This window comes from Chryseobacterium taeanense (assembly GCF_900099685.1).
Lineage (GTDB): Bacteria > Bacteroidota > Bacteroidia > Flavobacteriales > Weeksellaceae > Chryseobacterium > Chryseobacterium taeanense.
In genome coordinates this window covers 85858-108849 of record NZ_FNDW01000001.1, presented here as the reverse complement: position 1 = coordinate 108849, position 22992 = coordinate 85858, and the positions used below count along the sequence as shown (strand labels likewise).

At 34.8% G+C, this 22992-nt stretch carries 22 protein-coding genes and 1 tRNA gene; 7 read left to right on the top strand and 16 right to left on the bottom strand.

Features of this window, described 5'->3' with window-relative positions:
* Positions 1-24: 24 nt before the first annotated feature.
* From BLR30_RS00510 to BLR30_RS00495, 4 genes are all read left to right on the top strand, one after another.
* Positions 25-1686, top strand: coding sequence for an ABC transporter ATP-binding protein (locus BLR30_RS00510; RefSeq protein WP_089853147.1), 1662 nt, complete (start codon positions 25-27; stop codon positions 1684-1686).
* Between the two features lie 99 nt (positions 1687-1785).
* Complete coding sequence (locus BLR30_RS00505) at positions 1786-2121, top strand: DUF3276 family protein (RefSeq protein ID WP_002976288.1); 336 nt, start codon at positions 1786-1788, stop codon at positions 2119-2121.
* 342 nt (positions 2122-2463) lie between these two features.
* A complete protein-coding gene (locus tag BLR30_RS00500; protein WP_089853143.1) occupies positions 2464-3840 on the top strand; it encodes a T9SS type A sorting domain-containing protein in 1377 nt (458 codons plus the stop codon).
* 73 nt (positions 3841-3913) lie between these two features.
* A complete protein-coding gene (locus BLR30_RS00495; protein ID WP_089853138.1) occupies positions 3914-5011 on the top strand; it encodes a hypothetical protein in 1098 nt (365 codons plus the stop codon).
* A gap of 98 nt (positions 5012-5109) precedes the next feature.
* Here BLR30_RS00495 and BLR30_RS00490 read toward each other — a convergent pair.
* The 11 genes from BLR30_RS00490 to BLR30_RS00440 all read right to left on the bottom strand — a co-directional run bounded on the left by BLR30_RS00490 (position 5110) and on the right by BLR30_RS00440 (position 16291).
* A tRNA-His gene (locus BLR30_RS00490) sits at positions 5110-5185 on the bottom strand.
* A 35-nt stretch (positions 5186-5220) separates the two neighbouring features.
* The gene (gene bshB1 / locus BLR30_RS00485) at positions 5221-5940 is read right to left on the bottom strand and encodes a bacillithiol biosynthesis deacetylase BshB1 (RefSeq protein WP_089853135.1); all 720 of its coding nucleotides are present in this window, start codon (positions 5938-5940) and stop codon (positions 5221-5223) included.
* A gap of 87 nt (positions 5941-6027) precedes the next feature.
* Positions 6028-7677: a tetratricopeptide repeat protein gene (locus tag BLR30_RS00480; RefSeq protein WP_089853133.1), complete on the bottom strand. Its 1650-nt coding sequence runs from the start codon at positions 7675-7677 to the stop codon at positions 6028-6030.
* Between the two features lie 95 nt (positions 7678-7772).
* Positions 7773-8645, bottom strand: a complete 873-nt coding sequence (locus BLR30_RS00475) for a PstS family phosphate ABC transporter substrate-binding protein (protein ID WP_089853130.1) — start codon at positions 8643-8645, stop codon at positions 7773-7775.
* Complete coding sequence (locus tag BLR30_RS00470; RefSeq protein WP_175443566.1) at positions 8635-8832, bottom strand: DUF308 domain-containing protein; 198 nt, start codon at positions 8830-8832, stop codon at positions 8635-8637. Before BLR30_RS00470 ends, BLR30_RS00475 begins: the two co-directional genes overlap by 11 nt.
* Before the next feature lie 72 nt (positions 8833-8904).
* A complete protein-coding gene (locus tag BLR30_RS00465; protein ID WP_089853124.1) occupies positions 8905-9750 on the bottom strand; it encodes an energy transducer TonB in 846 nt (281 codons plus the stop codon).
* 24 nt (positions 9751-9774) lie between these two features.
* Positions 9775-10350 (bottom strand): ExbD/TolR family protein, encoded by a 576-nt coding sequence (locus tag BLR30_RS00460; RefSeq protein ID WP_089853122.1) that lies wholly within the window; start codon positions 10348-10350, stop codon positions 9775-9777.
* Between the two features lie 12 nt (positions 10351-10362).
* A complete protein-coding gene (locus tag BLR30_RS00455; protein ID WP_089853120.1) occupies positions 10363-10971 on the bottom strand; it encodes an ExbD/TolR family protein in 609 nt (202 codons plus the stop codon).
* Positions 10972-11031: 60 nt separating this feature from the next.
* Entirely contained in the window at positions 11032-11895 is an 864-nt protein-coding gene (locus tag BLR30_RS00450) for a MotA/TolQ/ExbB proton channel family protein (RefSeq protein ID WP_089853118.1), read from the bottom strand.
* A gap of 240 nt (positions 11896-12135) precedes the next feature.
* A complete protein-coding gene (locus tag BLR30_RS00445) occupies positions 12136-15633 on the bottom strand; it encodes a leucine--tRNA ligase (RefSeq protein WP_089853116.1) in 3498 nt (1165 codons plus the stop codon).
* Between the two features lie 187 nt (positions 15634-15820).
* Positions 15821-16291 (bottom strand): lipocalin-like domain-containing protein, encoded by a 471-nt coding sequence (locus BLR30_RS00440; protein ID WP_089853113.1) that lies wholly within the window; start codon positions 16289-16291, stop codon positions 15821-15823.
* A 195-nt stretch (positions 16292-16486) separates the two neighbouring features.
* On the opposite strand from BLR30_RS00440, the gene BLR30_RS00435 reads away from it, so the two are divergent.
* The 3 genes from BLR30_RS00435 to BLR30_RS00425 are packed head-to-tail and all read left to right on the top strand — an operon-like array spanning position 16487 to position 18870.
* Positions 16487-17464: an acyltransferase family protein gene (locus BLR30_RS00435; protein WP_089853111.1), complete on the top strand. Its 978-nt coding sequence runs from the start codon at positions 16487-16489 to the stop codon at positions 17462-17464.
* Positions 17465-17475: 11 nt separating this feature from the next.
* Positions 17476-18234: a glycosyltransferase family 2 protein gene (locus tag BLR30_RS00430; RefSeq protein WP_089854559.1), complete on the top strand. Its 759-nt coding sequence runs from the start codon at positions 17476-17478 to the stop codon at positions 18232-18234.
* 9 nt (positions 18235-18243) lie between these two features.
* A complete protein-coding gene (locus BLR30_RS00425) occupies positions 18244-18870 on the top strand; it encodes a deoxyuridine 5'-triphosphate nucleotidohydrolase (RefSeq protein WP_089853109.1) in 627 nt (208 codons plus the stop codon).
* Here BLR30_RS00425 and BLR30_RS00420 read toward each other — a convergent pair.
* The 5 genes from BLR30_RS00420 to BLR30_RS00400 form a co-directional block, all read right to left on the bottom strand.
* Positions 18862-20088: a 3-deoxy-D-manno-octulosonic acid transferase gene (locus tag BLR30_RS00420; RefSeq protein ID WP_089853108.1), complete on the bottom strand. Its 1227-nt coding sequence runs from the start codon at positions 20086-20088 to the stop codon at positions 18862-18864. The genes BLR30_RS00425 and BLR30_RS00420 overlap by 9 nt on opposite strands.
* Positions 20089-20121: 33 nt before the next feature.
* Complete coding sequence (locus BLR30_RS18055; protein WP_089853106.1) at positions 20122-20253, bottom strand: DUF1648 domain-containing protein; 132 nt, start codon at positions 20251-20253, stop codon at positions 20122-20124.
* A gap of 78 nt (positions 20254-20331) precedes the next feature.
* A complete protein-coding gene (locus BLR30_RS00410; protein WP_089853104.1) occupies positions 20332-21048 on the bottom strand; it encodes a C40 family peptidase in 717 nt (238 codons plus the stop codon).
* A gap of 68 nt (positions 21049-21116) precedes the next feature.
* Positions 21117-21764, bottom strand: a complete 648-nt coding sequence (locus tag BLR30_RS00405; protein ID WP_089853102.1) for an O-methyltransferase — start codon at positions 21762-21764, stop codon at positions 21117-21119.
* Positions 21765-22145: 381 nt separating this feature from the next.
* The gene (locus BLR30_RS00400; RefSeq protein WP_089853100.1) at positions 22146-22979 is read right to left on the bottom strand and encodes an OmpA family protein; all 834 of its coding nucleotides are present in this window, start codon (positions 22977-22979) and stop codon (positions 22146-22148) included.
* Positions 22980-22992: the final 13 nt, after the last annotated feature.

Sequence of the window (22992 nt, the reverse complement as noted above, 5' to 3'; positions counted from 1 at the left end):
ATTTTTGTAAATTTGTAAAAGTTTATGAAAGCGCTAAAAACTCTGAACCCCTATTTCTGGAAGCACAAGATATTATTATTTTGGGGGGTATTATTTATCATTGCCAGTAACTTTTTTAATATATATAAGGTACAGTTCGTTGGAAAATCAGTGGATGAACTTACAAGAAACGGAAATCTGGGCTTCAACAATCAGGTTTTGGTTTATGTTGCCATTATTGTGGGATGTTCCCTGCTAACCGGATTTTTTACATTTATGATGCGGCAAACTATTATTGTCGCGTCAAGAAGAATTGAATATGAACTGAAAAATAAAATATACCGGCATTATCAGGATTTATCTTTAACAGATTACAAGCAGACAACCATAGGTGACCTTATGAATAGACTGAGTGAAGATGTTGTTGCAGTAAGAATGTATCTCGGACCAGGAGTAATGTACGTCGCCAATTTAATTGTACTTGTTGTGATTACAGCAATTTATATGCTCAAGACGGATGTTTCCATGACGTTGTGGACGTTACTTCCTTTGCCTATTTTGTCGTATGCTATTTATAAAGTGAGCTCTATTATCAACAAAAAGTCGAAGATTATGCAGAAAAGCCAGTCTGCGATTTCCACTTTTGTACAGGATAGTTTCTCGGGAATTCGTGTGGTAAAGTTTTTTGCCCGTGAAAAATATATTGAAAAAAATTACGGCGTAAAAGTTACCGATTATCAGGATAAAGCGCTGGATCTTGCCAAAACAGAAGCCTACTTTTTCACCATCATCCTTTTTGTCATCGGACTTCTAAACGTGGCGATTATCTGGATCGGCGGACAGAAATATATTGCAGGAGAACTGAGTATTGGTAAAATTGCGGATTTCTTTATGTACATCAACACACTGATATTTCCTTTCTCTATGGTAGGATGGGTAACTTCAGTGAATCAGCGGGCTGAAGCTTCTATGCAGAGGATCAATGAGTTTATGGATAAAAAATCTGAAATCGTTAACAAAAATTTTGAAAATTATCCTATTAAAGGAAATATTGAGTTCAGGAATGTATCTTATGTGTACCCGAATACAGGAATTATAGCATTGGAAAATCTAAGCTTTACCGTAAAAGCCGGAGAATCCCTTGCGATAATGGGAAAAACAGGAAGCGGAAAATCCACCATCGCATTATTACTTTGCAGATTGATTGATCCTACGGAAGGTGAAATTTTAATTGACGGAAAGAATTTAAAAGAGCACAATTTAGAAAATTACAGAAATTCCATCGGATATATTCCACAGGAAAGTTATCTTTTTTCAGATTCTATTGAAAATAATGTTGGCTTTGCCATCGACCATCCAACTCATGAAAAAGTGGTTGAATATGCAAAAATTGCAGATGTCGATAAGAATATCATTGAATTTAAAGATCAGTATAAAACAATGGTTGGTGAGCGCGGCGTGATGCTTTCGGGAGGCCAGAAACAAAGAATCTGTATTGCAAGAGCCTTAATTAAAGATCCTAATATTATTATTTTTGACGATTCACTCTCTGCGTTAGATACCGAAACCGAACAGAATATACTGGAAAATATCGAAAGGAAAATTCATAATGCCACATCTATAATCATCACACACAGAGAGTCTAGCGCCCAAAGAGCAGATAAGATTCTTAACCTTACAGAAATTAGCAATTCCGTAACTGCTTAGCTCATTCGTTCACAAATGTTAAATAAATCATAAAAAAAATTTTGTGATTAAAAGAAAACTTTTATATTTGTTCTTAACAAGATTAAAAAATATCTAACAATGAGTGAATACAAGGAACGCCATGAAAATGAAATTTTCACGAAGGTGTTAAAAGCAGGGAGAAGAACTTATTTCTTTGATGTGCGCGAGACGAAAGCAGGAGATTATTATCTTACGATTACCGAAAGTAAAAAGAATTTCGGAGAAAATGGAGAAGCTACATTTGAGAAGCACAAAATCTATCTTTACAAAGAAGATTTCAAAAGTTTTCAGGAGATGTTTAATGAATCCACAGATTTCATCATTAACGAAAAAGGTGAGGATGTAATATCAGAAAAGCATGATAAAGACTTCAAAAGCAGATCTTACACGATTGATTCTGACGACGAAGTTTAAATATTCTAAACAATATTAAAAACACAAGCATCTGGAAAAAGATGCTTTTTTTATTCCCCATAATTCATCACTTTTTTCCATTACTAAGTATATTCTTCTAAATTATAGCATCAAAATACAATGCTATGCATATATTTTTAGAAGCTTTATTTTTTGATTATTAAAATAATAATTACTAAAATTGTTATTAATTATTTAACATTAGCATTAAAAAACTAAATTATTTTTATTAAAATAAATAAAATAATAGTAAAACACAAACCTGACATTATAAAATCCATTAATAAAATAAACCCAAACAGATTATCTATGAAATAATTTTAACCTTTTAAATATAAATACATGAAAAAAAATTTATTCCTTTTTATTCTATCATCTGCATTCTGCTTTGCCCAAAACTCTTTAATGGTATCTCCTCAGACAGGAACAATGATTACCTCCGGAACCATTACAAATTTTAAACTTATTAGTGACGGAAACAGTGTTGCGTTAGTTGCAACAAATAATGCTAGCGGTAAGGTATTTATTGTTGACGTAAATGACAGTAATCCCGCAGATAAAGCAGCCAATACTATTGCAACGACTTCCGATAATGTAAAAACAAGAATAGAAGCCGCAACCGGACAAACATTTACTTCGATAAAAAATATTGAGGTAAACCCTATTACAAATGCCGTATATGTGATGGCTATGGTCAATACGACACCCTATTTTGTGAAGCTTACCAACGCAGGAAATACAATTACCGCCTTGAATTTTAATACAATGCCTTATTGTGCTTTAAACTTTACCAACGCAAATTGTACTTTTCAGGATATAGCCTGGGGAGGAAATAAGCTTTTTGTATCAAGTAATCATAGTACTTTAAATGGTGAGCTGGGTTATATATCTGCTCCTTTTACCTATAATGCAACAATCACAAAAAGAGCCACCACGATGTTTAAATCCAATTGGGGAAATACATACCTCACCAATGCTCCGCTAGAGACACTTAATTATATAAAAATTAATAATACTGAATATTTATGCGGTACAACAACCTGCGCACCTGGTTTTTCAGAAACAGTACCCTCATTAACAAGCAATTCAGGTCTGTTTACGGTACGCGAATCATTTAATGTTGTATTTGACTACTCAGTGAAGACACTCACGATCACTAACGGAACAGAGGCGTACCTATTGGACCTACACGATAATTGGTCAAATAAAAAAATCTATAGAATCGGAAAGAAATTTCTTGACGGAACTCCCTTTACGAATAATACCTATAATAATAATTCAGTTGATTTAAGAGATTTTTTCGGCAACGTAAACTCAAGCCTTACGACTGAAGAAATGACGAGTTTCCCCGGCAACTTCTCATCAATGGCATATTACTCACCTTGTGAAATTCTTACATTGTCTGCAGATTTTCAAACATTATCGAAACTTAGTGTTTGCACAGCAGCGCTAAATGTTGAAGAACAAAATGCTAAAAATATAAAATTTGAAATCTCTCCAAATCCAGCATCCGATGTTTTGAATATTTTCTATAATGATAAGCTTTATAAAAATATAGAAGCCACAATTTACAGCTATGATGGAAAGCTTATCAGAAAACAAACAGTTGATTCAAATAACAAGAAAATCTCAATTTCAGATTTACAAACAGGAAATTATCTGTTAAAAATCAGCAATAAAGGGATAGATCTGGATTCTAAATCTTTCATTAAAAAATAACTAATAAGGAATTTTCTAAATAAATGTGCGGATCAAAAGTTCGCACATTATTCTTTACTATAAAATTTTAGTTATGAAAGAAATAACAACAATTAATTTAAGGTATCTGTTTATGCTTTTTTTTATCTTTTCGTACAATTTCATTTATTCTCAGGAAATACAAATTGATGTAAAAAGATCTAATAAACCTTTATTTAAAGCTTTCCCTGCTCACGGAGATGACAAACAACCCTCAGAATTATTAAAGGTGTTTATGATTCAGGAAGGAAAAGAATCCCAAACACCGCTATTGGGTCTTTACTCCAAAAATGAAGATACAATCTTCTTTCAACCTCAGTTTGAAATGGGAGATGGACTTTCATTTAATGCTCACTTTTATAATAAAAATGACACTGTAAAAACTTTTTATAAAACTCCATCAATCAATCTTAACATTACCAATGAGATTTTTGTAAAAGAAGTTTTTCCAAGAAGTAATAAAATCCCAAAGAATATATTGACTTTTTACATTGAATTTTCACAACCGATGCTGGAGGATGAATCTGCTTTCAGATATGTGAACTTATATAATGAAAATAAGGAAATTGTACCTCATGTCTGGCTTAATAAAAGCAGGTGGATCAGCGATAAGATATTAATGCTTATGATCCATCCCGGAAGAGTAAAAAGAGGAATTAAATATTATGACAATTTAGGTGACGTTTTTTATGTTGGAAAAAAATATTATTTGGAGATTACTGACAAAGTAAAACCATTACATAAAAATTCAAAAGTAAAATCTTTTACAAAAGGTTTTGAAATTAATTATCCGACAGCAAGCTGTCCAAAAATATTAAAAAATAAATTTAGTATTCCAAGAAGAAACAGTAAAGAAAAATTAAAAATAGTCTTTGATAAGCCTATGGATCTCTATAGTATTCTTGGCGGAATTTCTATTAACATCTACAATAAGGATATCAATATTCAAGGAAAATTCATCCCCGGATCGGATGATACAGAATGGTATTTTATCCCTGAAAAACCGTGGACGGAAAAAAAATACACTTTGATTTTCAATAAATATGTTTCCGATCCTTCCGGCAATGGTCTTATAAAACCATTTGAAACGACCAAAATAAAGAAATCATATACAAAAGATATTGTTAAAGTAATAAATTTCAGAACAAATTAAGATAGACGAACTGAAAACAGTTATAATCTTAATTATTTAGATAAGAAAAATAAGGCATAAAAAATCCTGCTAAAATTTAGCAGGATTACCGTTTTTTTGGGTGAATGATGGGTCTCGAACCCACGACCTTCGGAACCACAATCCGACGCTCTAACCAACTGAGCTACAATCACCGTTTTGTGAGTGCAAATATAGGAAATGTTTTTTAATTACCAAACAATTCCGTCAAAATTTTTCATCGCAATAAGCTTCTCAGACGTAAATCCCTCAGCATAAGTCACTCCCGATAACCGTCCTAAATCCTGAGCGCGATACGTTAAACTCTGATAAAAATCTTTAGAAGTAATTGGTGTTTCAGGCTCTTTGGAAGCGGGATCATAAAACTGGGTTTTAAAAGCCATGCACGCTTCAATTTTTTTATCCAAATGTTCAGAAATATCTATTACAAATTCAGGTTCAACGTTTTTCCACTGTATGTAATGAAAAACATGCTTTGGTCTCCACTCTTCCTGATTTTCTCCATCCAAAACGGTTTCAATCTTTCTTAATCCAGCTAAAAAACACGCATCTGACACTAATTTCGCTCCTTTTGCATGATCCGGATGTCTATCATCAATTGCGTTTGCTAAAACGATTTCCGGCCGGTATTTACGGATCATTTTTACGATTCTCATCTGATAATCTTCAGAATTTTCAAGAAATCCATCTTTCATTCCCAAATTCTCTCTGGCTACAATTCCTAATATTTTTGCGGAGTCTGCGGCTTCTGCCTTTCTTGTCTCTTCAGTTCCTCTTGTGCCGAGCTCTCCTCTTGTAAGGTCAACAATTGCACATACTTTCCCTTCAGAAACCATTTTAATAATCGTTCCTCCACATCCAAGTTCTACATCATCGGGATGAGCGCCAAAAGCTAATATATCTGTTTTCATAATATTCAAAGATAAGATTTAAAAGAAAAACTTCCCAAACATTGCGAATGGGAAGTTATATATTTATAATTTAAACTTTAAATTATTTTATTTGTTGATCTCTTCATTCAGTTTAATTGCATCCTGATAAGTAGGATCGAGTTGCAAAGATTTAGCTACATAATCTTTAGCTTTAGCCATATCAGTATCTTTGCTCAGATACGCAACTGCAAAATATGAGTAAGCAAGTGTCTGCTTATTAGCCTCCTTATCTGCAGGTTTTACGGTATTAATGAACTTTTCATAAGCAACTTTCGCAGCATCGTTGTTCCCAGCCTGCTGATAAGAATATCCTAAACTATAATAACCTGGTGCCCAATCCGGAAGAAGTGCATTCATTTTCTGCCATGTCTGGATTGCTCCATTCCAGTTTTTCACTTCCTGATAAGCTGTCGCCAACTTGAATAAAGAATCTGTATCCTGAGCATTAGCAGCAATTTTCTGCTTTAACCCTTCAATAACAGGATTTGTAGGACCTGCGTCAATATCAGCCTGAGAAGCTCCTCCTCCTGCTATCTTCACCAATTCCAAATCCCACTTCATTGTTTCATCTTTAGCAGCTTTTGCAATAGCCACTTTTTGTTGCGCTTCTGTCATTAAAGCAGTCTTTTTTGCAGCATCAGTTTCAGTTTTAGCTAAACCTGCAGCAATAAGACCTTGCAATCCTTGATCCGCCGGCTGTACTCTTGATTTTTCCGCCTGAGAAACAAAAGTATCCATGTTTTGCTTTGCTTCTACATATTTTCCGTCAGCATATAATTGATAAGCTCTTAACTTAAATTTAATCGGATCGTTAATTTTGTCGAAAATCTTATCTAGAACCTGCTTAGAATTCACATAATCTTCATTGGTAAAATAAAGTTTGGAAATTTCTAACTGCGTGTACGGGTCTTCATCAGCATATTTTGTATAGTTAATGAGATCCTGAGTTGCTTTTGCATTTTGCTGATATCGGATATCATAAGCAGCCAACGCTTTATATGCAGGCGCATAAGTAGGGTCAGTAGCAATTGCTTTGTCTATACTTGTTTTCGCCTGTTGCCATTGTTGCGCAGCCATCCAAAGAGTTCCGATTCTTGTATATACTGATGCTTTATTTTTAGCCAAAGGAAGCGCTTTATCATAAGCTGTCATTGCATCTCCCGGCATTCTTTTTAATCTGTAGGCATCTCCTAAAGTATAATAATAATATGCTGGAACTTCTTTTCTTGAAGCTCTCTCGATTGCTTTATTCAGAAACTGGATGGCAAGATCCGGAGAGTTATTCTTTTCAAATAAAGTTAAAGCCTCCGCTGCTCTGAATAATACTTCAGCATCCTTTTCTCTTGAATCTGAAACGATTTCCTGAATTTCGGCAATAGCACTCTTATCTCCTTTTCCAAGTTTTACAGTTGCTAAACCAATTTTATTTAAATAACTTTTTTTATCTGCTGCCAATCCTTTATTAAAATTTTCAGTTGCAGCTGCAAAATCCGGTTCTCCTTGTTTTAAATAAGTATTTCCCAAATAGAAATAATTTTCGGCTGTAGGATCCGAAGCAATCATATTTGTGAAATTAGTTTTTGCCTGGGCAAATTTGTCGCTGTCCATACTGTTAATACCGTCCTGTACAGTTTGCGCAATGGCAAAATTGGTAAAAAACACCACCGCTGCTCCAAAAGCAATCTTCTTTACATTCATATTCATTATATCTCTCATTTTTTATTTTATAATCTAAATTCGATTTATATTATAGACAATTTTCAGACCAAAATAATGATTTATTTTGGGGTAAAGCGTTAATTTAATATATTTTAACGCATTTGCACTTCTCTTCTATAGAGGTTATAGGGTTGCAAACCTTCTTTTTGAACAATCATTTGCCCCAGTTGCGTACAGGAATATCTTATGAATCCATTCGCAATGTTAAAATTTCCTTCATTTGTTAAAAAGTACAAAACTCTTGTAAATGGATAACTCATTTTTCGCAGATTATCAAAATCCGCATCGTATTTTACTCCTTTGTTTTCTACGGGGAGAATCTTCACCATATTTCTCAATTCTTCAGACTCCTTATCATAAGGGCGACTAAATGTATTAAGGCCGATAACACCTATTTTATCAGGATATTTATTTAATTCCTGAATAATATTTTTATTCCCGGGAATGATGGAATATTTCAAATCCTTAGGTTGTTTTTTAAGCTTCTGAGCAACAAAATTCAGATTACTTGAATTCGCTCCGTCGAAAATAAATTTTTTATCATCAGACTGCATTCCCTGTGTTATTTCTTCCATTGAAATACTTTCCTTTGGAGAGTCTTTCGGGACAATAAAAACCACAGCATCGGCAGCAAATCTTGCAGGTAAAAACTTAAGCTCTACTTGTTCTTCGTACGTTTTAATTTCTTCAGGTGACAGATCTCTCGACATGACAACAATTTTTGCTTTATCATTTAAAAGATCAAGAAAGCCTAGATCTTCTTTCTTTGTGACTACCTTTATTTTAGTTTCGGGATAATTAATCATATATCCTTCTGCTAAAGCTTCAGTAACGCTTTTAAAAGATTCATCTGTAAGAATAGTCATTTCTCCTTTATGATAAGATGGAGATTTCTCTTCCTTTTTACAGTTAACAGCTATAATACTAACAAAAAATAGCATTACAATTCTAATACTACTTTTCATTGTCTGAATTTTTGATTTTTGAAATCGCTCTGTAAATTCTAAAGATGCCGTACAGGATAAGCAATACCCCCAATGCATAAGCAACTCCGGGTTCAAGAACGGTGAAAAAGAATTTGTAAAGAATCACTACAATTCCCAAAACGATATAGAACAATCCCGTGACCAGGGATAACCAATTGAACATCATATAACAAAAATACCAAAAAAAATAAAAAGAGAAGCATATGCTTCTCTTTTTTAATTATTATTTAAAGATAAATTATCCTTCAAAATTCATAGTCAGAGGTAATCTGAATCTATAACGTACAGATTGTCCGTTAATTTTAGCAGGAGTCCATTTATTTTTAATTGACTTAATTGTTCTGATCGCCTCAGCGTTGAAATCTGAATTTCCTCCGTTTGCTTTAATGTCAGTAATACTTCCGTCCCTTTCAACAACGAAAGTTACTTCAGTTTTTACAGTACCCTCGTCACCATTCATTGCAGAACCATCAAAGTTGTTTGCCACTTTATTTCTGAAAGCATTAATACCTCCAGGGAATTCAGCAGTCTGCTCTACTTCGGTATAAACCTGATTTTGATTAATCTGAGGTTTAACTTCAGCTGTTGAAGCTTTTGTACCCGTTGATGGCGGCGGCGGTGGTGGCACATACGCCGGAGCTTTTACACCCTCCTGATTAACAAGACCAGTTGTTGTTTCTAACTGCTTGGAAATCGGTGGTGGAGGAGTTTCAATTTTCGGAGCTTTTACAGGCTCTGGTACAACATTCTGAATAATTTCAATTTTCTCTTCCTCTTTTGGTGGTGGAGGTGGTGGAGGTGGTTCTTCTTCTTTTGGCTGCTCGATAATTTTATCTTCCTGAAGAATCTCTACCAAATCTGCCTTTACTTCTTGTTTAGGCGGCGCAGTTAATCTTTTAATGGTAAGATAAATAAAAGGAGACAAAGCCAAGATAAGGAATAATACTGTCCCAACGATAAAAGATCTAGTCAGAAGTTTTGGATACTGATGTCTTAGATCGTATGCACCATATTCCTTGTTTCTATTTTCAAATACAATCTCGTCTAAAGTAAGACCAGAATCGTATACATTTTCGTTTGCCATAGATTTACAATTTTATGGTTTAAATTACTTCGTAGCCGGTGCCGCAGCTCCAGAGTTAGAATTACCAACTTTTTTGTCGTAGATAGCTTTTTCCCAAGATTTAAGATCGGTAACCCCGTATCGCTCAATATTAGTAATTGCCATTTCGTCGAGAATATCTACAAAGTTTTTATATACAGCATCGTCAGTAGGCTTGATAATCACGGTAAATTTGGATTTATCAGCCGCATTTGCTTCTGCCTGCTTGATAACCTTTCTTATTCCTTCTCTATCAAAAGTGGTTTCATTAAGGTTTTGGTCTGTTAGAGAGGTATTATCCTGCTGGTGCCAGAAAACCTTATTGTCTTTACCTAATAAAAGAGAAATAGAGTTTGAAAGTTTAATTTCTGTTGGAGGTGGTTTCTGTGTATCATCTTTCGGTTTTGCCGGAAGACCCAAATCCATCACATTCGGTTTAGAGAATGTGGTTGTGAACATAAAGAAGGTAATCAATAGAAAACCCAAGTCCACCATTGGAGTCATATCGACTCTGGTACTCTGTTTCTTGGAACGTACCTTGCCGCCTTTGGCGCCTTTTTCCTGTACTTGTACTTCTGCCATTTCTAAATGATATTATTCATTAGGTTTACCTTCTTGTGATGTAATCAACCAAAATTTAAGAAAATCGATATCTCTTAAACCCTCAAATAAGCTTTTTACTTTAGGATATTCTGTAGTAACATCGCCTTTAATCGCCAATTTGTAATCAGGATTAACGGTTAAACTTTCTTTTACCCAGTCTACTAACTGCTTATTTGTACTATCCATAGGAATCCCTGTAGGACTCTTGAAATTCTTCTGCTCGTCATCTGGCAAATCAAGATAGCTTTTCAGCTGGTTCATAGGAACGCCGATAGCCTGTACTTTTTGGAATGCAGCTTTTTCTTTATTGTCAAAAGTAATTCCGTACTTTTTACCCATATTGTCTAAAAGCTGTAATCTTTCTGATGCATTTTCTACAGGCTGGAAATAGAATTTTCCGTCCGGTGTAGCGTTGATGGTCATCAAACTTGCATCAGGAAGTAACTTCTCTGATATTGAAGATGGCGGTTTGATCTGCTCCACGTCAGGTTTTTTAAACTGAGTGGTCAAGATAAAGAATGTAAGTAGTAGGAACGCAACGTCACACATTGCCGTCATGTCCGTAATTACCCCATGTCTTTTTGGTTTGACTCTCGCCATTATTATTAATGATTTTTAATTAAACTTCTTTTTACTTATGCAAATTTCTTGCTAAAATTCTTAGTTGAATTCAGCGAAAGACTGTTGGATACTCATTGCGATCTCGTCGATCTTGTAAGTTAATCCGTCAATTTTAGAAGTAAAGAAGTTATAAAGGATGATAGCGATAGCCGAAGTACCGATACCTAAAGCTGTATTAATCAAGGCTTCAGAGATACCTGTAGAAAGTGCAGCTGCATCCGGAGTACCACCTCCTGAACCTAATGCGAAGAACGCCTTGATCATCCCGATTACCGTACCTAAAAGTGCGACTAACGTTGCAACAGTACCTAAAGTAGAAAGGATCATCATGTTTTTCTCAAGCATTGGCATTTCAAGAGTAGTCGCTTCTTCGATTGCTTTGTTAAGCGCTACCATTTTTTGCTCTTTGTTAAGAGTTGTATCATGAGATAAAGCTTTGTAAGTCGTAAGACCTTCTTTTACTACATTACCAACAGAACCTTGTTGTCTGTCACACTCTTCTAAAGCTTCATCAATTTTGTTTTGGTTTAGCAAGCTTCTCACCTGTACAACAAAGTTGTCTAAGTTTCCTTTACCGGCAGCTTTGCTAAGAACGAAATATCTTTCAAAAGAGAAAACGATTACCGTAATCATGAAAGTAATCAAGATAGGTACAATTACACCTCCTTTGTAGATAATTCCCAAAAACGATTCTGGGTGAATGTCTTTTCCTTCAACACTTGAGAAAGCAACAGACCCACTTCCTAGTTTTTCTGCGTCTTTGAAATTTCCTGGGTTACCAAGAACGAATAAATAAATACAAACTCCTATTACGAAAAGAATAGGAATAATTAAAGCCGGGTTAAGACCTCCTGCCTTTCTAGCAACTAATTGCTCATCATTTTTTGAAACATTCATTTCCATATTTAACTAAATTATATTGTTTTAAAATTTTACAGGGTGTAAATTAAAGGCAAAATTAATTAAAATGCAAGAGTCTCAAATAAACATTTCTGTTTTTTTTGACAACAAAATTTTAATACGATTTCGATATTATAATTATTTTCTCTTTTTTTGGCAATAATCATTAATTTTAACATTTACGTTAAAAAGTTAAAAAATATACACCATCATTTTTTTTAATTTCCTAATGTTAATTTTTATTTAAATTACTATGTTCACAATTCTTCCTGGCACCACAATGATTTTTTTTGGTGTTTTCCCTTCCAGAAAATGCTGTACTTTTTCGTCCTGAAGCACCATTTCTTCTACTTCTTTTGCTGAAAGCTGTGACGATAATGGCAACTTATGTTTTGTTTTTCCATTAATACTTATCGGATATTCTATCTCGTCCTCTACCAGATAATCTTCATTTAGAACCGGGAATTTTTCAAACTCAATAGAAGCTGTATGACCAAGCAGACTCCAAAGCTCTTCACAGATGTGTGGCGCATAAGGAGAAATGATAACGGCCAAAGGTTCCAAAATATTGCGTTTGTTGCATTTTATTTTTTGCAATTCGTTTACGGCAATCATAAATGATGACACAGACGTATTGAAAGAGAAATTTTCAATATCATAAACGACTTTCTTTATTAAAGTATGCAAAACTTTATATTCTGCTTTTGTCGGCTCTTCATCTGACACTTCAAAAACTTCGCCATTGAAATATAAATTCCAGAATTTTTTAAGGAAACCATAAACTCCACTTAGTCCTTGCGTGTTCCAAGGCTTGGATTGCTCCAGTGGACCGAGGAACATTTCATACAATCTCAAACCATCGGCTCCGTATTCTTCACAGATGTCATCCGGGTTTACAACATTGTATTTTGATTTGGACATTTTTTCTACTTCGCGTTCCGTGATATATTTTCCATCTTCCAAAATAAATTCTGCATCTGCAAAATCAGGTCGCCAAGCTTTGAATGCTTCTGTATCCAATTCGTCTGATGTTCCTTTTAATAAGGATATATCAATATGAGTTACAAATCCTTGGAAAGGAATTAGTCTATCAAGTTCATATTCTTTTATATCAAGGTTCAGAGCCTTAAATTTCTTCTCAATATATGGAGCAAGTATATCGAAAAACTTGTTTTTATTTTCTATAAAACCTTCCTCTTGAGAACTTAATGTCTTAATGTATTTTTTATAACTTTTCGAAATGAACAAATTTTTTAAAACAATTTGTTCAACTTCATTTAATTTTGTCAATTTACCATTTTCTACATTTTGAGACTCTGCGGTTTTTCTAAAGTTTAAAGCAACTCTATACACAAAAGCACTCATCCCCAAAATCATCCCCTGATTAATCAGTTTCTGGAAAGGTTCATTCTGACTGATATATCCTCTATCCTTTAAGAACATATTCCAGAAACGGGAATATAACAAGTGACCGGTTGCGTGTTCGCTTCCTCCGATATAAAGATCTACTTGTCCCCAATAATCGGCAAGGTCTTTTTTAATGAAAACATTTTCATCATGCGGATCCATGTATCGTAAGAAATACCATGAACTTCCCGCCCAACCCGGCATCGTTGATAATTCTAGAGGAAAAACTGTTTTTTCATCAATCAAATTGGTATCAACTACTTTTTGATTTACTTCATCCCAGGCGAAAGTTTTTGCATTTCCCAATGGCGGATCTCCGTCTTCTGTCGGCAAGTATTTTTCAACTTCAGGAAGTTCCAAAGGCAATGCAGAAGTCGGCAAAGTGTAAGGCATTCCATCCTTATAATATATAGGAACCGGTTCGCCCCAATATCTTTGTCTTGAGAAAATCGCATCTCGCTGTCTGTAGTTGGTTGTTCCGTGCCCGATTCCTCTTTTTTCGATAGCGGAAATAATTAAAGCTTTTGCTTCGTCATATTTTAATCCATTTAAAAAATCCGAATTTACACATACGGAATCTTTAGAATCAAAAGATTTTTCCTGAATATCTTCGTCGGTTTCTACAACCTTTTTAATTTCTAAATTAAATTTCTTTGCAAATCTGTGATCACGTTCATCATGAGCCGGAACCGCCATAACAGCACCTGTCCCATAACCCATCAAAACATAATCTGAAATATAGACCGGCATTCTTTCTCCACTGAACGGATTTAAAGCATAACTTCCGGTGAAAGCTCCCGAAACATTCTTCACATCGGCCATTCGGTCTCTTTCCGTTTTCTTGGAAGTTTCTTCAATATAACTATCAACCTCAGCTTTCTGCTCCGGTGTTGTGATGGTTTCCACCAAAGGATTCTCCGGTGCCAAAACCATGAATGTTGCTCCGAAAATGGTGTCGGGTCTTGTGGTGAAAACTTCTATCCTCTCCCTAAATCCCTCTCCCGAGGAGAGGGACTTTTCAGATCCTGAAAATTGTTGTTTATTTTCTTCTAATTTTCGCTTTATTTCTTCTACAACATTCTCTATATTATTAAGAACTTCTTCATTTGAGAATCGCAGAACGTCATAGCCAAAGGAATTAAGATATTGTGTTCTTAGATTGTCATATTCAATCTGTTCTTCTTCAGAATGATAACCTCCGTCTACTTCAATCACCAATTTATTTTCAAGACTAACAAAATCAACAATGTAATCTTTTATTAAATGTTGTCTTCTAAATTTACTTTCAAGTTTCCTATTTCTAAGCATCTGCCAAAGCGTGTCTTCACCCTCTGTTGCTTCATGACGCATATTTTTCGCATACTGCAGCAAAACTTTAGAATTTTGGCCTCCCGTTAAATAACCAGGCTTTTTATTTTCCAAGCTGTCAGCTCCCTCTCCTTTGGAGAGGGTTGGGGTGAGGACTTCAAACCTCACCTGCGCCCCCTGAGATTTCCCGATCCAGTATTCCTGAGAATCTTTCAAAGGTTGCGGCCAATCTAATGTTTTTAAACCTTGTAAAAGTCTTTCAGAGTATGCAGAAATCCTCATACTCCACTGCATCATTTTCTTCTGGAAAACCGGAAAACCTCCTCTTTCGGATTTTCCATCCTTTACCTCATCGTTTGCCAGTACGGTTCCTAAGGCAGGACACCAGTTTACCGTTGTTTCTGCTCTATAGGCCAAACGGTAATTTAAAAGTATATCTTCTTTATCGATTTCAGAAGCTTGTTTCCATTCTTCTGCAGTGAAATGAAGCTCGTCGTTTTGATTGGCATTTAAACCTTCCGTGCCTTTCGTTTCAAAATGTTCGATCAGAGTAGAAATCGGTTCCGCTTTGTCTGTATCTTTATTATACCATGAATGGAATAATTCAATAAAAATCCACTGCGTCCATTTATAATAAGAAGCATCGGAAGTTCTTACTTCTCTGCTCCAGTCGAAAGAGAACCCAATTTTTCTAAGCTGCTCTTCATATCTTGTAATATTCTGCTCAGTGGTAATGGCAGGATGCTGACCGGTCTGGATCGCATACTGCTCAGCAGGAAGCCCGAAGCTGTCGTAGCCTACCGGATGAAGCACATTGAAACCCTGATGTCTTTTATATCTTGCATAAATATCTGATGCAATATATCCCAGCGGGTGTCCCACGTGGAGTCCTGCGCCCGATGGATACGGAAACATATCAAGAACATAAAATTTAGGTTTATCTGTGCTGTCGGAAGTTTTATAGGTCTGATTTTCTTCCCAGTATTTCTGCCACTTTTTTTCTATCTGCTGATGATCGTAAAACACTTGTTATATTTAGATATTTAGATGTTAGACTTAGATATTAGATTAAATTTGCTTTAACTCCAAAATCAAGATTCACAAAAATAATGATTTTAATAGAAATAGAATTTAATTTTAAATTAAATATAGTAAAACAAAAATCCCATCCGGAGATGAGATCTTAAGTTTTAAATGAGTAAAAGCACTCTTATTATTGAGGGATTCTCTTTAAAGTATAAGTTGTAGACTGGTATTCAGTAGGATCTGAAGTGTCTTCGAATTTAATGTTTAAAGTTGTTTCATTAAGGGTAACCACGCTTCCTTTATCTGGCTCTACAATTCCCTGATATTTTACCTGAATAGCCTTAGTATCTTTGTCATACGTATAGGTAAAGTTTCTGTCGAAAGTCGGCTGGCACGTTCCCGGGGATGTTCCGTCTCCATTATCCGTTCTTTTTCCTGAACTTGCAGCGAATACCCATCTTGATGTTTTCTGACAGTCGGTATCAAAAGAAATCCCGTCCGAAACAGGATCTTCTCCTATCGCAACCGTAGTAACAACTTTTTTTATAGGTTGCCACGTTCCTACAATAGGATATTCCATTGTATTATCGTCGTCGTTATTACATCCTGTCGCTACGAATAAAGATAGACCTGCAAAGAGTAATGCTAATTTCTTCATGTATCAAATTTTTCAAGCGCTAAAATTATAATTTTTTTGATTTATTTAATAATTTTTTGAAAGAAATTATCATAAAATTGCAAATTTTAAAAAATATTAACCTGATAAGGCAGTATAATGGCAGTTTTTGACAAAATATTAAAGCAGAGATTCATTATATCCTGAAAAAAACTATTTTTGTAAAAACAAATACAAATGTCTGATATAACGAAAAATAATTTTGATTTCCTGCGTGTTCTCCTTGCCTTTATTGTTTTTTTGGGACATCTCGGCACCCTCAGCAACTCAGAAGAACTTAGATTCCTCAAGCACAGCCCCATAGAGATCGCGGTTTTCGGCTTTTTTGTTATCAGTGGTTTCCTTATCGCAAGGAGCTACGAAAGATCATCCAGCCTCAAAAGTTATTTAAGCAAAAGAATCAGAAGAATTGTTCCCGCATATCTTCTGGTGGTATTTCTTTGTGCTATTCTGCTAAGTCTTGTAAGCACTTATTCCATTAAAGATTATTTCAGCAATCCTGAAGTTTATAAATATCTTTTCTGGAACTCTTTATTTTTGAATTTCAAAGCTCCCTGGCTGCCGGGAGTATTTGGCAACCAGGCGGTGAATGGTGCGCTCTGGACACTTAAAATAGAAATGTCTTACTATTTCTGTCTCCCGTTGTTGTTTTTACTGTTTGGAAAAAGCAACAAATACCGGAATATAAGTCTTATCATTGTCTATTTCCTGTCGCTTGTTTATCTAAATTATTTTGAATCGATACACAAAATTTCCGTTGCCAAACAACTTCCGGGAACATTATCCTATTTTATTCCGGGAATGCTGATTTACTTTAATTTTGATTTATTCATTAAAAATAAAAACACTCTTTTCATTATTGCAATACTCACAGTCTGGTTCGATTTGATTTTTAATATTATCCTGTTTTCACCTGCAATGATCGGCATTATTGTTCTGTATATTGCTTATTCTTTAACATTTTTAAACGATTTCGGAAAGTATGGAGATTTCACTTATGGAATTTATATTTTTCATTTTCCCATCATTCGTGTTTTTACCACATTGGGACTTTTCCGGGATTACAATCCTTACTTAATGGCTTTTATATGTATGATTCTTGTCGTCTCGGTAGGGATTTGTTCATGGCATTTTTACGAGAAAAAATTTTTATAATATCAACACAAATGAAAGACCTTGTTTCCATCATTACTCCCTCATACAATTCTGCAGAATTCATTGAGGAAACCATACATTCAGTGTTTAGCCAGACATATACAAACTGGGAATGGCTGATTACAGACGATCTTTCCAGAGACAACACTGTTGAGATTTTACAGAAATATCCGGATTTGAGAATAAAGCTTAAAGTGTTGAAGCAAAATGGCGGTGCAGGAAATGCCCGCAATAAAAGCCTTGAAAGAGCTCAGGGAAGATATATTGCTTTTCTGGATTCTGATGATCTTTGGTATCCTGAATATTTAGAAACGATGATTAATTATATGCAAGAAAATAATGCAGAATTGGTTTACTGCAATTATTCAAGGTGTGACGAATATACTATGCAGCCTGTTCTTAAAGATTTTGAAGCGGATACCATCGTTACATTTTCAAATTTACTGAAAACATGCAGGCTTGCACCGGTTTCCACGATGTATGATACACAAAGAGTCGGTAAATTTTTCTTCCCGGTAAAGAGCAAGCGTGAAGATCATGTGATGTGGCTAAATCTTTTAAAAGAAATTCCGAAAGGTTATCCTATACAACGGACTCTCGCCAAATACAGAATGCGCGAAAACAGTGTTTCCAGGAAGAAAAAAAACATCATTAAAGACCAATATCTGGTGTATAAAGACTTTATGGGATATTCTACGGTTAAATCTTTATACTACACCGCCAACTGGGCTGTAAACGGATTTTTGAAATATTCGAAAATTTTTAATTAATTTTAAAAAATGGAATATTCAAAAGAATTTAAAGCTGCGATAAGTAATTTTTCTTCCGTAGAAAAAGACCGACTGATTTTCAGATTATTAAAGAAAGATAAACTTTTATCTAAAAAATTATACTTTGAACTCATCGATCCTGAAACCACAGACAATAAGCGTGATGCGATGGAAGAAATCGTTGCAGAAAAAGTTTTGCTTGCCTCGAAATACATCAGCAATCAGAAATATTTTCTGAGCATTATAAGAACAATCAGCGCTGAAATCACGGAACACGTGAAAATTACAACGGACAAATTCGGAGAGGTTTCACTTAATCTTCTTCTGATTAACAAAATTCTTGATTATAATGAAGACCTCAGCCGCTTAAGATTCGATAATGTGTACAAGCTTTATCTTTATATTATTAATAAAACCGTCAAAGCACTGCTTCTGACAAAGAAACTTGATGCTGATTACTGGATGGAAATTGACGAACATCTCGACGAACTGTATGGAAAAATTCTTCAGAACAATTATTTGTCTAAACTTTTCATCAACAACGGAATAGACTTCAACTGGCTTACAAGCGACAAAATTCCAGAAAACTTTGATCTGATTATTAAAGAGATAAAGAGTCAGGGATTTTTAAGATAAAATTTTACTGACAATCAAAGTGGTAGAATTTGGTTTTTCATCAACAAATTTCTTTGCATTTGCCGACATTATCCGGAGGGTTTCTTCATTATTGATGAGAAACGTTACAAAATCTGCGGCCAAACCAGTATTTTCAAAAGATTTGCCACCGTCGGCAGATATCAGTTCATCGGCTTCAGGATTTTTCCGGTAATGATTTCCGAAAATGACAGGAACGCCAAATGTTGCCGCTTCCAGAATATTATGCAGTCCAGCATCGTGAAACCCACCTCCTACAACAGCAATATCTGCATAAGAATATAATTTTGAAAGCAAACCAATACTATCTACGATTAAAACCCTGGACTGTATTTTTGTCTCTTCTTTAATTTCGCTGTATAAAACGGCATCCGGGAAAATTTGTTTTAAATGCTGAACTCTTTTTAGATCGTGTGGAGCCAGAATCAGTTTTGCATAAGGACTTACCTGAAAAACTTCTTCAGCAACTTTTTCTTCAGCCTGCCATGAACTCCCGAAAACCACTGCTTTATCACTACTAATAAAATCTGTGATATATTTTACATGATTGTCCTGATCCCGCAGCTGTTTTACACGATCAAACCTTGTATCTCCTGTCACGGAAGACTTTGTAAGGCCTACGCTTTTTGCCAGTGCATAAGATAGTTCTGTCTGATGAAAAAACCAGTCTATATTTTTTTGCAGTTCTTTCACAAACCATTTTCCGTAAGAAGTGAAGAACGACTGTGTATCATAAAACAAAGCAGAAATTACATATGTTTTGACACTTTTTTCTCTTAATTGATCCAAAAGGTTGTACCAGTAATCGTATTTTACCGTAAAGAAAAGATCAACATTAATCTCAGCCAAAAATTCTTTTACATGAGATTTTTTATCGAAAGGAAGATAACAGATTGCATCCGCAACAGTTTTCTTCTTCACTACATTTTCGTATCCGGAAGGAGAGAAAAAAGTTATAAGAACTTTATGATCCGGTAAATTTTCTTTCAATTTTTCCAAAACGGGAAGTCCTTGCTCATATTCACCAAGACTTGCCGCATGCATCCAGATTATCTTATCTGATTTCGAAAATGCTGATTTTATTTTTTGCAACGACTCTTTTCTTCCAAGAATTCCTTTTTTTGCTTTTTCATTAAATAAAGAAAAAACCTTCATTCCGAAGATCAGCAGATTGATAAATATGTTGTAGAAAAAAGCCATTTAACTTAAGATGTTATAATTAAGTTGTATCATTTAAAAATTCCAATAAAAATGAATAAATCGCTGCCAAAATGCATATTTCTTACTTCCGAAGTTATCTGCTTTACCTTCAAAATCAAAATGAACGGGAATTGTTTGGACTAATGTTTTACAGTAAACCACCATAAAAATACCAGCAATCCGAAATTAAAAATATCAAAAAGCAGAAAAAGAATATTTTGCATTTCAGATGTTTTTTTGTTATTACAATAAACTTTTTATCACTCTCAGCTTGTGCGTATGCTTGTTCATTTCTTTATTAAAAATCCCGGTAGAATCCAGCGTATCGATCCGCACTTTTCCCGAAGCGTGAATAATTCTCTGGTTATCCAGCATGATTCCCACATGAATAATTTTTCCTTCAGGGTTTTCAAAAAAGGCTAAATCTCCCGGCTGACTTTCTTCAACGAAAGTCAATGATTCTCCTATTTCTACCTGCTGAGAGGTATCCCGTGGCAGTTTTATATTATGAACTTTATACACCAACTGGGTAAATCCAGAACAGTCTACCGCAAAAAAACTTTTTCCACCCCATAAATACGGAACATTGAGAAATTCCTTTGCCGTTAAAGCGATACTTTCCCGCACATCATGGCTTCTTCTTGATGCCACCACCGGAAACTCAACTTCCGAACCCATGGAAAGCAACGTTTTTCCATCATGCATAAGTACGGAGGAGAAATCTTCAGTCACCACCGTTACCTTACGATTAGCCAGTTCTTCATCTGTTACAGGTTTCAGCTGCTTGGTATCCACCCAACCTTCATAGCCGTCGTAGTGCATTTTTATTCTGGTCCAGTTTTTATTTACTTCAAGAATATCGGCACTTTCACCAAACAATATTTCCGTGACAATTTCTGCTTTGTCAGAACTTTCTGCACGAACGGGTGCTACCGTAACAATACAAATTCCTTTATTCATTTGTTTTCATTAAAAGATTGAATGATTTAAAGATTAAAAAAAATTAGAGACTGCTTAATTTTTTTAATTTATTTTCTTCTCAGAAAATTAACGCCATCTCGCAAAGGTAAAATAAGATTTTCAAAATCATCATCTTTTGCAATCAGATCATTTAATTCCTTAATGACTTGTGTAGATTTTTGCTTGGGATTTTCTTCAAGTACTTTACCATACCAGAGTACATTGTCGAACATTACCACAGATCCTGATTTCGTACGGGGCTTAATGAGTCTGAAATATTCTGCATAATTTTCTTTGTCGGCATCAATAAAAACAAGATCAAAGAATTCATCAGTTTCTTTTAAAAATTCTTTTGCATCCAGTAACCTGAAATCAATCTGAGAAGAATATCCGCTTTCTGCAAAATATTTTTTAGGAAGATATGCGAGATCTTCATTTACATCCAGTGTTGTAATTTTACCTTTTTCACTCATACCGGAAGCCAGGCAGAGTGTTGCATATCCTGTAAATGTTCCGATTTCAAGGATATTTTTCGGCTGCATCATTTTTGAAATGATCGTTAATAATCTCCCCTGCTGATAGCCGGAAATCATATGCGGCTGCGTCGTTTTCTGGTAAGTTTCCCTTCTTAACTTTTTCAGGATATCAGGCTCTGAGGAAGCATGGGTTTCCAGATACCTTTCCATTTCGGGATTCTTTTCTTCAAAAAAGCTCATTCTACAAATTTTGGTGATTCAAATTTACTTAAATATAAGCAAAAAAACATGAAGAATGCTGAATATTCGGTTTGTGAAAATCCCCTGAAAAAATTACCGTGAAAATACGGGTTTTCTGCTCTCCGAATTAGATGTACATTTGGATCAGGGTAAAAACACTACATAAAATGGATGCAGGAACAAAACAAATTGACCAGGAGAATTCCAGAAAAGGACTATCTAAGAGTAAGACTGATTCTGTAAAAAAAACTAAACCGGAAATATCCAATTCATTTTTACAGCGAATTATTTCTCTATTGAAAAAAGAAGAATTAATTTGATTAAACAAATAAATCCCGAATTGCTTCGGGATTTATTGTATTGACTGAATGTTTTTTCTAATTATTTTTTAGGCGCTATGTCCATTAATTTCATGAATTCATCAAGTTTAGGCATGATGATAATTTCCGTTCTTCTGTTTTCAGCTCTTCCGGAAACACTCATATTAGTCGCTTTAGGATTGTATTCAGAACGTCCTCCGGCCGTGATTCTTGCAGGATCCACCCCGAACTGAGTCTGTAATACTTTAGCAACCGCAGTTCCTCTAAGCGCAGAAAGATCCCAGTTGTCTTTAGGTAAGTTTGGAGAGTTTAAAGGAGCATTATCTGTATTTCCTTCGATTAATACAGAATATTTGTCGTAATCGTTGATTACTTTAGCTACTTTACCTAACACTTCCTGAGCCGCCGGCAATACATTGTAATCTCCTGTTTTGTACAACATTTTATCTGAAAGTGAAATCATTACCACCCCTTTAAGAACTTTCACCTGCACATCGCTGTCTGCTACGTTATCCAAAGATCTTTTCAGTTTGTTTGATAAAGCTAAATTCAAGCTGTCGTTTTTAGCATTACTCGAAATCAATTGTTTGATATAAGAGTTTGAAGAGTTGATTTCGCCTACCAGTTTATCAATATTGGCAGAGCTTTTTCCTGTATTGGAAAGACATGCATCCAATGAAGATTTTAAAGCATCGTGCTGACTTTTTAATAGGCTATTCTCGCTTGTCAACGCAGAATTCTGAGATTTCAGATCCTGAATTTCTCTCTGTCTTTCACCTACGTTTTCAATACATTGTTTGTAATTTGAGCTCAGTGCATCATACTGTTTTTTGCTGATACAAGATGTCATTCCCAACACCATTGCAGATACTGCTAAGATTTTAAAAATTTTCATAAATAATCTTTTT

What these genes read in the sequence shown, in the direction of transcription:
- BLR30_RS00510 (WP_089853147.1), top strand. Translation starts at nt 25, where the DNA reads ATGAAAGCGCTAAAAACTCTGAACCCCTATTTCTGGAAGCACAAGATA.
- BLR30_RS00505 (WP_002976288.1), top strand. Translation starts at nt 1,786, where the DNA reads ATGAGTGAATACAAGGAACGCCATGAAAATGAAATTTTCACGAAGGTG.
- BLR30_RS00500 (WP_089853143.1), top strand. Translation starts at nt 2,464, where the DNA reads ATGAAAAAAAATTTATTCCTTTTTATTCTATCATCTGCATTCTGCTTT.
- BLR30_RS00495 (WP_089853138.1), top strand. Translation starts at nt 3,914, where the DNA reads ATGAAAGAAATAACAACAATTAATTTAAGGTATCTGTTTATGCTTTTT.
- bshB1 (WP_089853135.1), bottom strand. Translation starts at nt 5,940, where the DNA reads ATGAAAACAGATATATTAGCTTTTGGCGCTCATCCCGATGATGTAGAA.
- BLR30_RS00480 (WP_089853133.1), bottom strand. Translation starts at nt 7,677, where the DNA reads ATGAGAGATATAATGAATATGAATGTAAAGAAGATTGCTTTTGGAGCA.
- BLR30_RS00475 (WP_089853130.1), bottom strand. Translation starts at nt 8,645, where the DNA reads ATGAAAAGTAGTATTAGAATTGTAATGCTATTTTTTGTTAGTATTATA.
- BLR30_RS00470 (WP_175443566.1), bottom strand. Translation starts at nt 8,832, where the DNA reads ATGATGTTCAATTGGTTATCCCTGGTCACGGGATTGTTCTATATCGTT.
- BLR30_RS00465 (WP_089853124.1), bottom strand. Translation starts at nt 9,750, where the DNA reads ATGGCAAACGAAAATGTATACGATTCTGGTCTTACTTTAGACGAGATT.
- BLR30_RS00460 (WP_089853122.1), bottom strand. Translation starts at nt 10,350, where the DNA reads ATGGCAGAAGTACAAGTACAGGAAAAAGGCGCCAAAGGCGGCAAGGTA.
- BLR30_RS00455 (WP_089853120.1), bottom strand. Translation starts at nt 10,971, where the DNA reads ATGGCGAGAGTCAAACCAAAAAGACATGGGGTAATTACGGACATGACG.
- BLR30_RS00450 (WP_089853118.1), bottom strand. Translation starts at nt 11,895, where the DNA reads ATGGAAATGAATGTTTCAAAAAATGATGAGCAATTAGTTGCTAGAAAG.
- BLR30_RS00440 (WP_089853113.1), bottom strand. Translation starts at nt 16,291, where the DNA reads ATGAAGAAATTAGCATTACTCTTTGCAGGTCTATCTTTATTCGTAGCG.
- BLR30_RS00435 (WP_089853111.1), top strand. Translation starts at nt 16,487, where the DNA reads ATGTCTGATATAACGAAAAATAATTTTGATTTCCTGCGTGTTCTCCTT.
- BLR30_RS00430 (WP_089854559.1), top strand. Translation starts at nt 17,476, where the DNA reads ATGAAAGACCTTGTTTCCATCATTACTCCCTCATACAATTCTGCAGAA.
- BLR30_RS00425 (WP_089853109.1), top strand. Translation starts at nt 18,244, where the DNA reads ATGGAATATTCAAAAGAATTTAAAGCTGCGATAAGTAATTTTTCTTCC.
- BLR30_RS00420 (WP_089853108.1), bottom strand. Translation starts at nt 20,088, where the DNA reads ATGGCTTTTTTCTACAACATATTTATCAATCTGCTGATCTTCGGAATG.
- BLR30_RS18055 (WP_089853106.1), bottom strand. Translation starts at nt 20,253, where the DNA reads ATGGTGGTTTACTGTAAAACATTAGTCCAAACAATTCCCGTTCATTTT.
- BLR30_RS00410 (WP_089853104.1), bottom strand. Translation starts at nt 21,048, where the DNA reads ATGAATAAAGGAATTTGTATTGTTACGGTAGCACCCGTTCGTGCAGAA.
- BLR30_RS00405 (WP_089853102.1), bottom strand. Translation starts at nt 21,764, where the DNA reads ATGAGCTTTTTTGAAGAAAAGAATCCCGAAATGGAAAGGTATCTGGAA.
- BLR30_RS00400 (WP_089853100.1), bottom strand. Translation starts at nt 22,979, where the DNA reads ATGAAAATTTTTAAAATCTTAGCAGTATCTGCAATGGTGTTGGGAATG.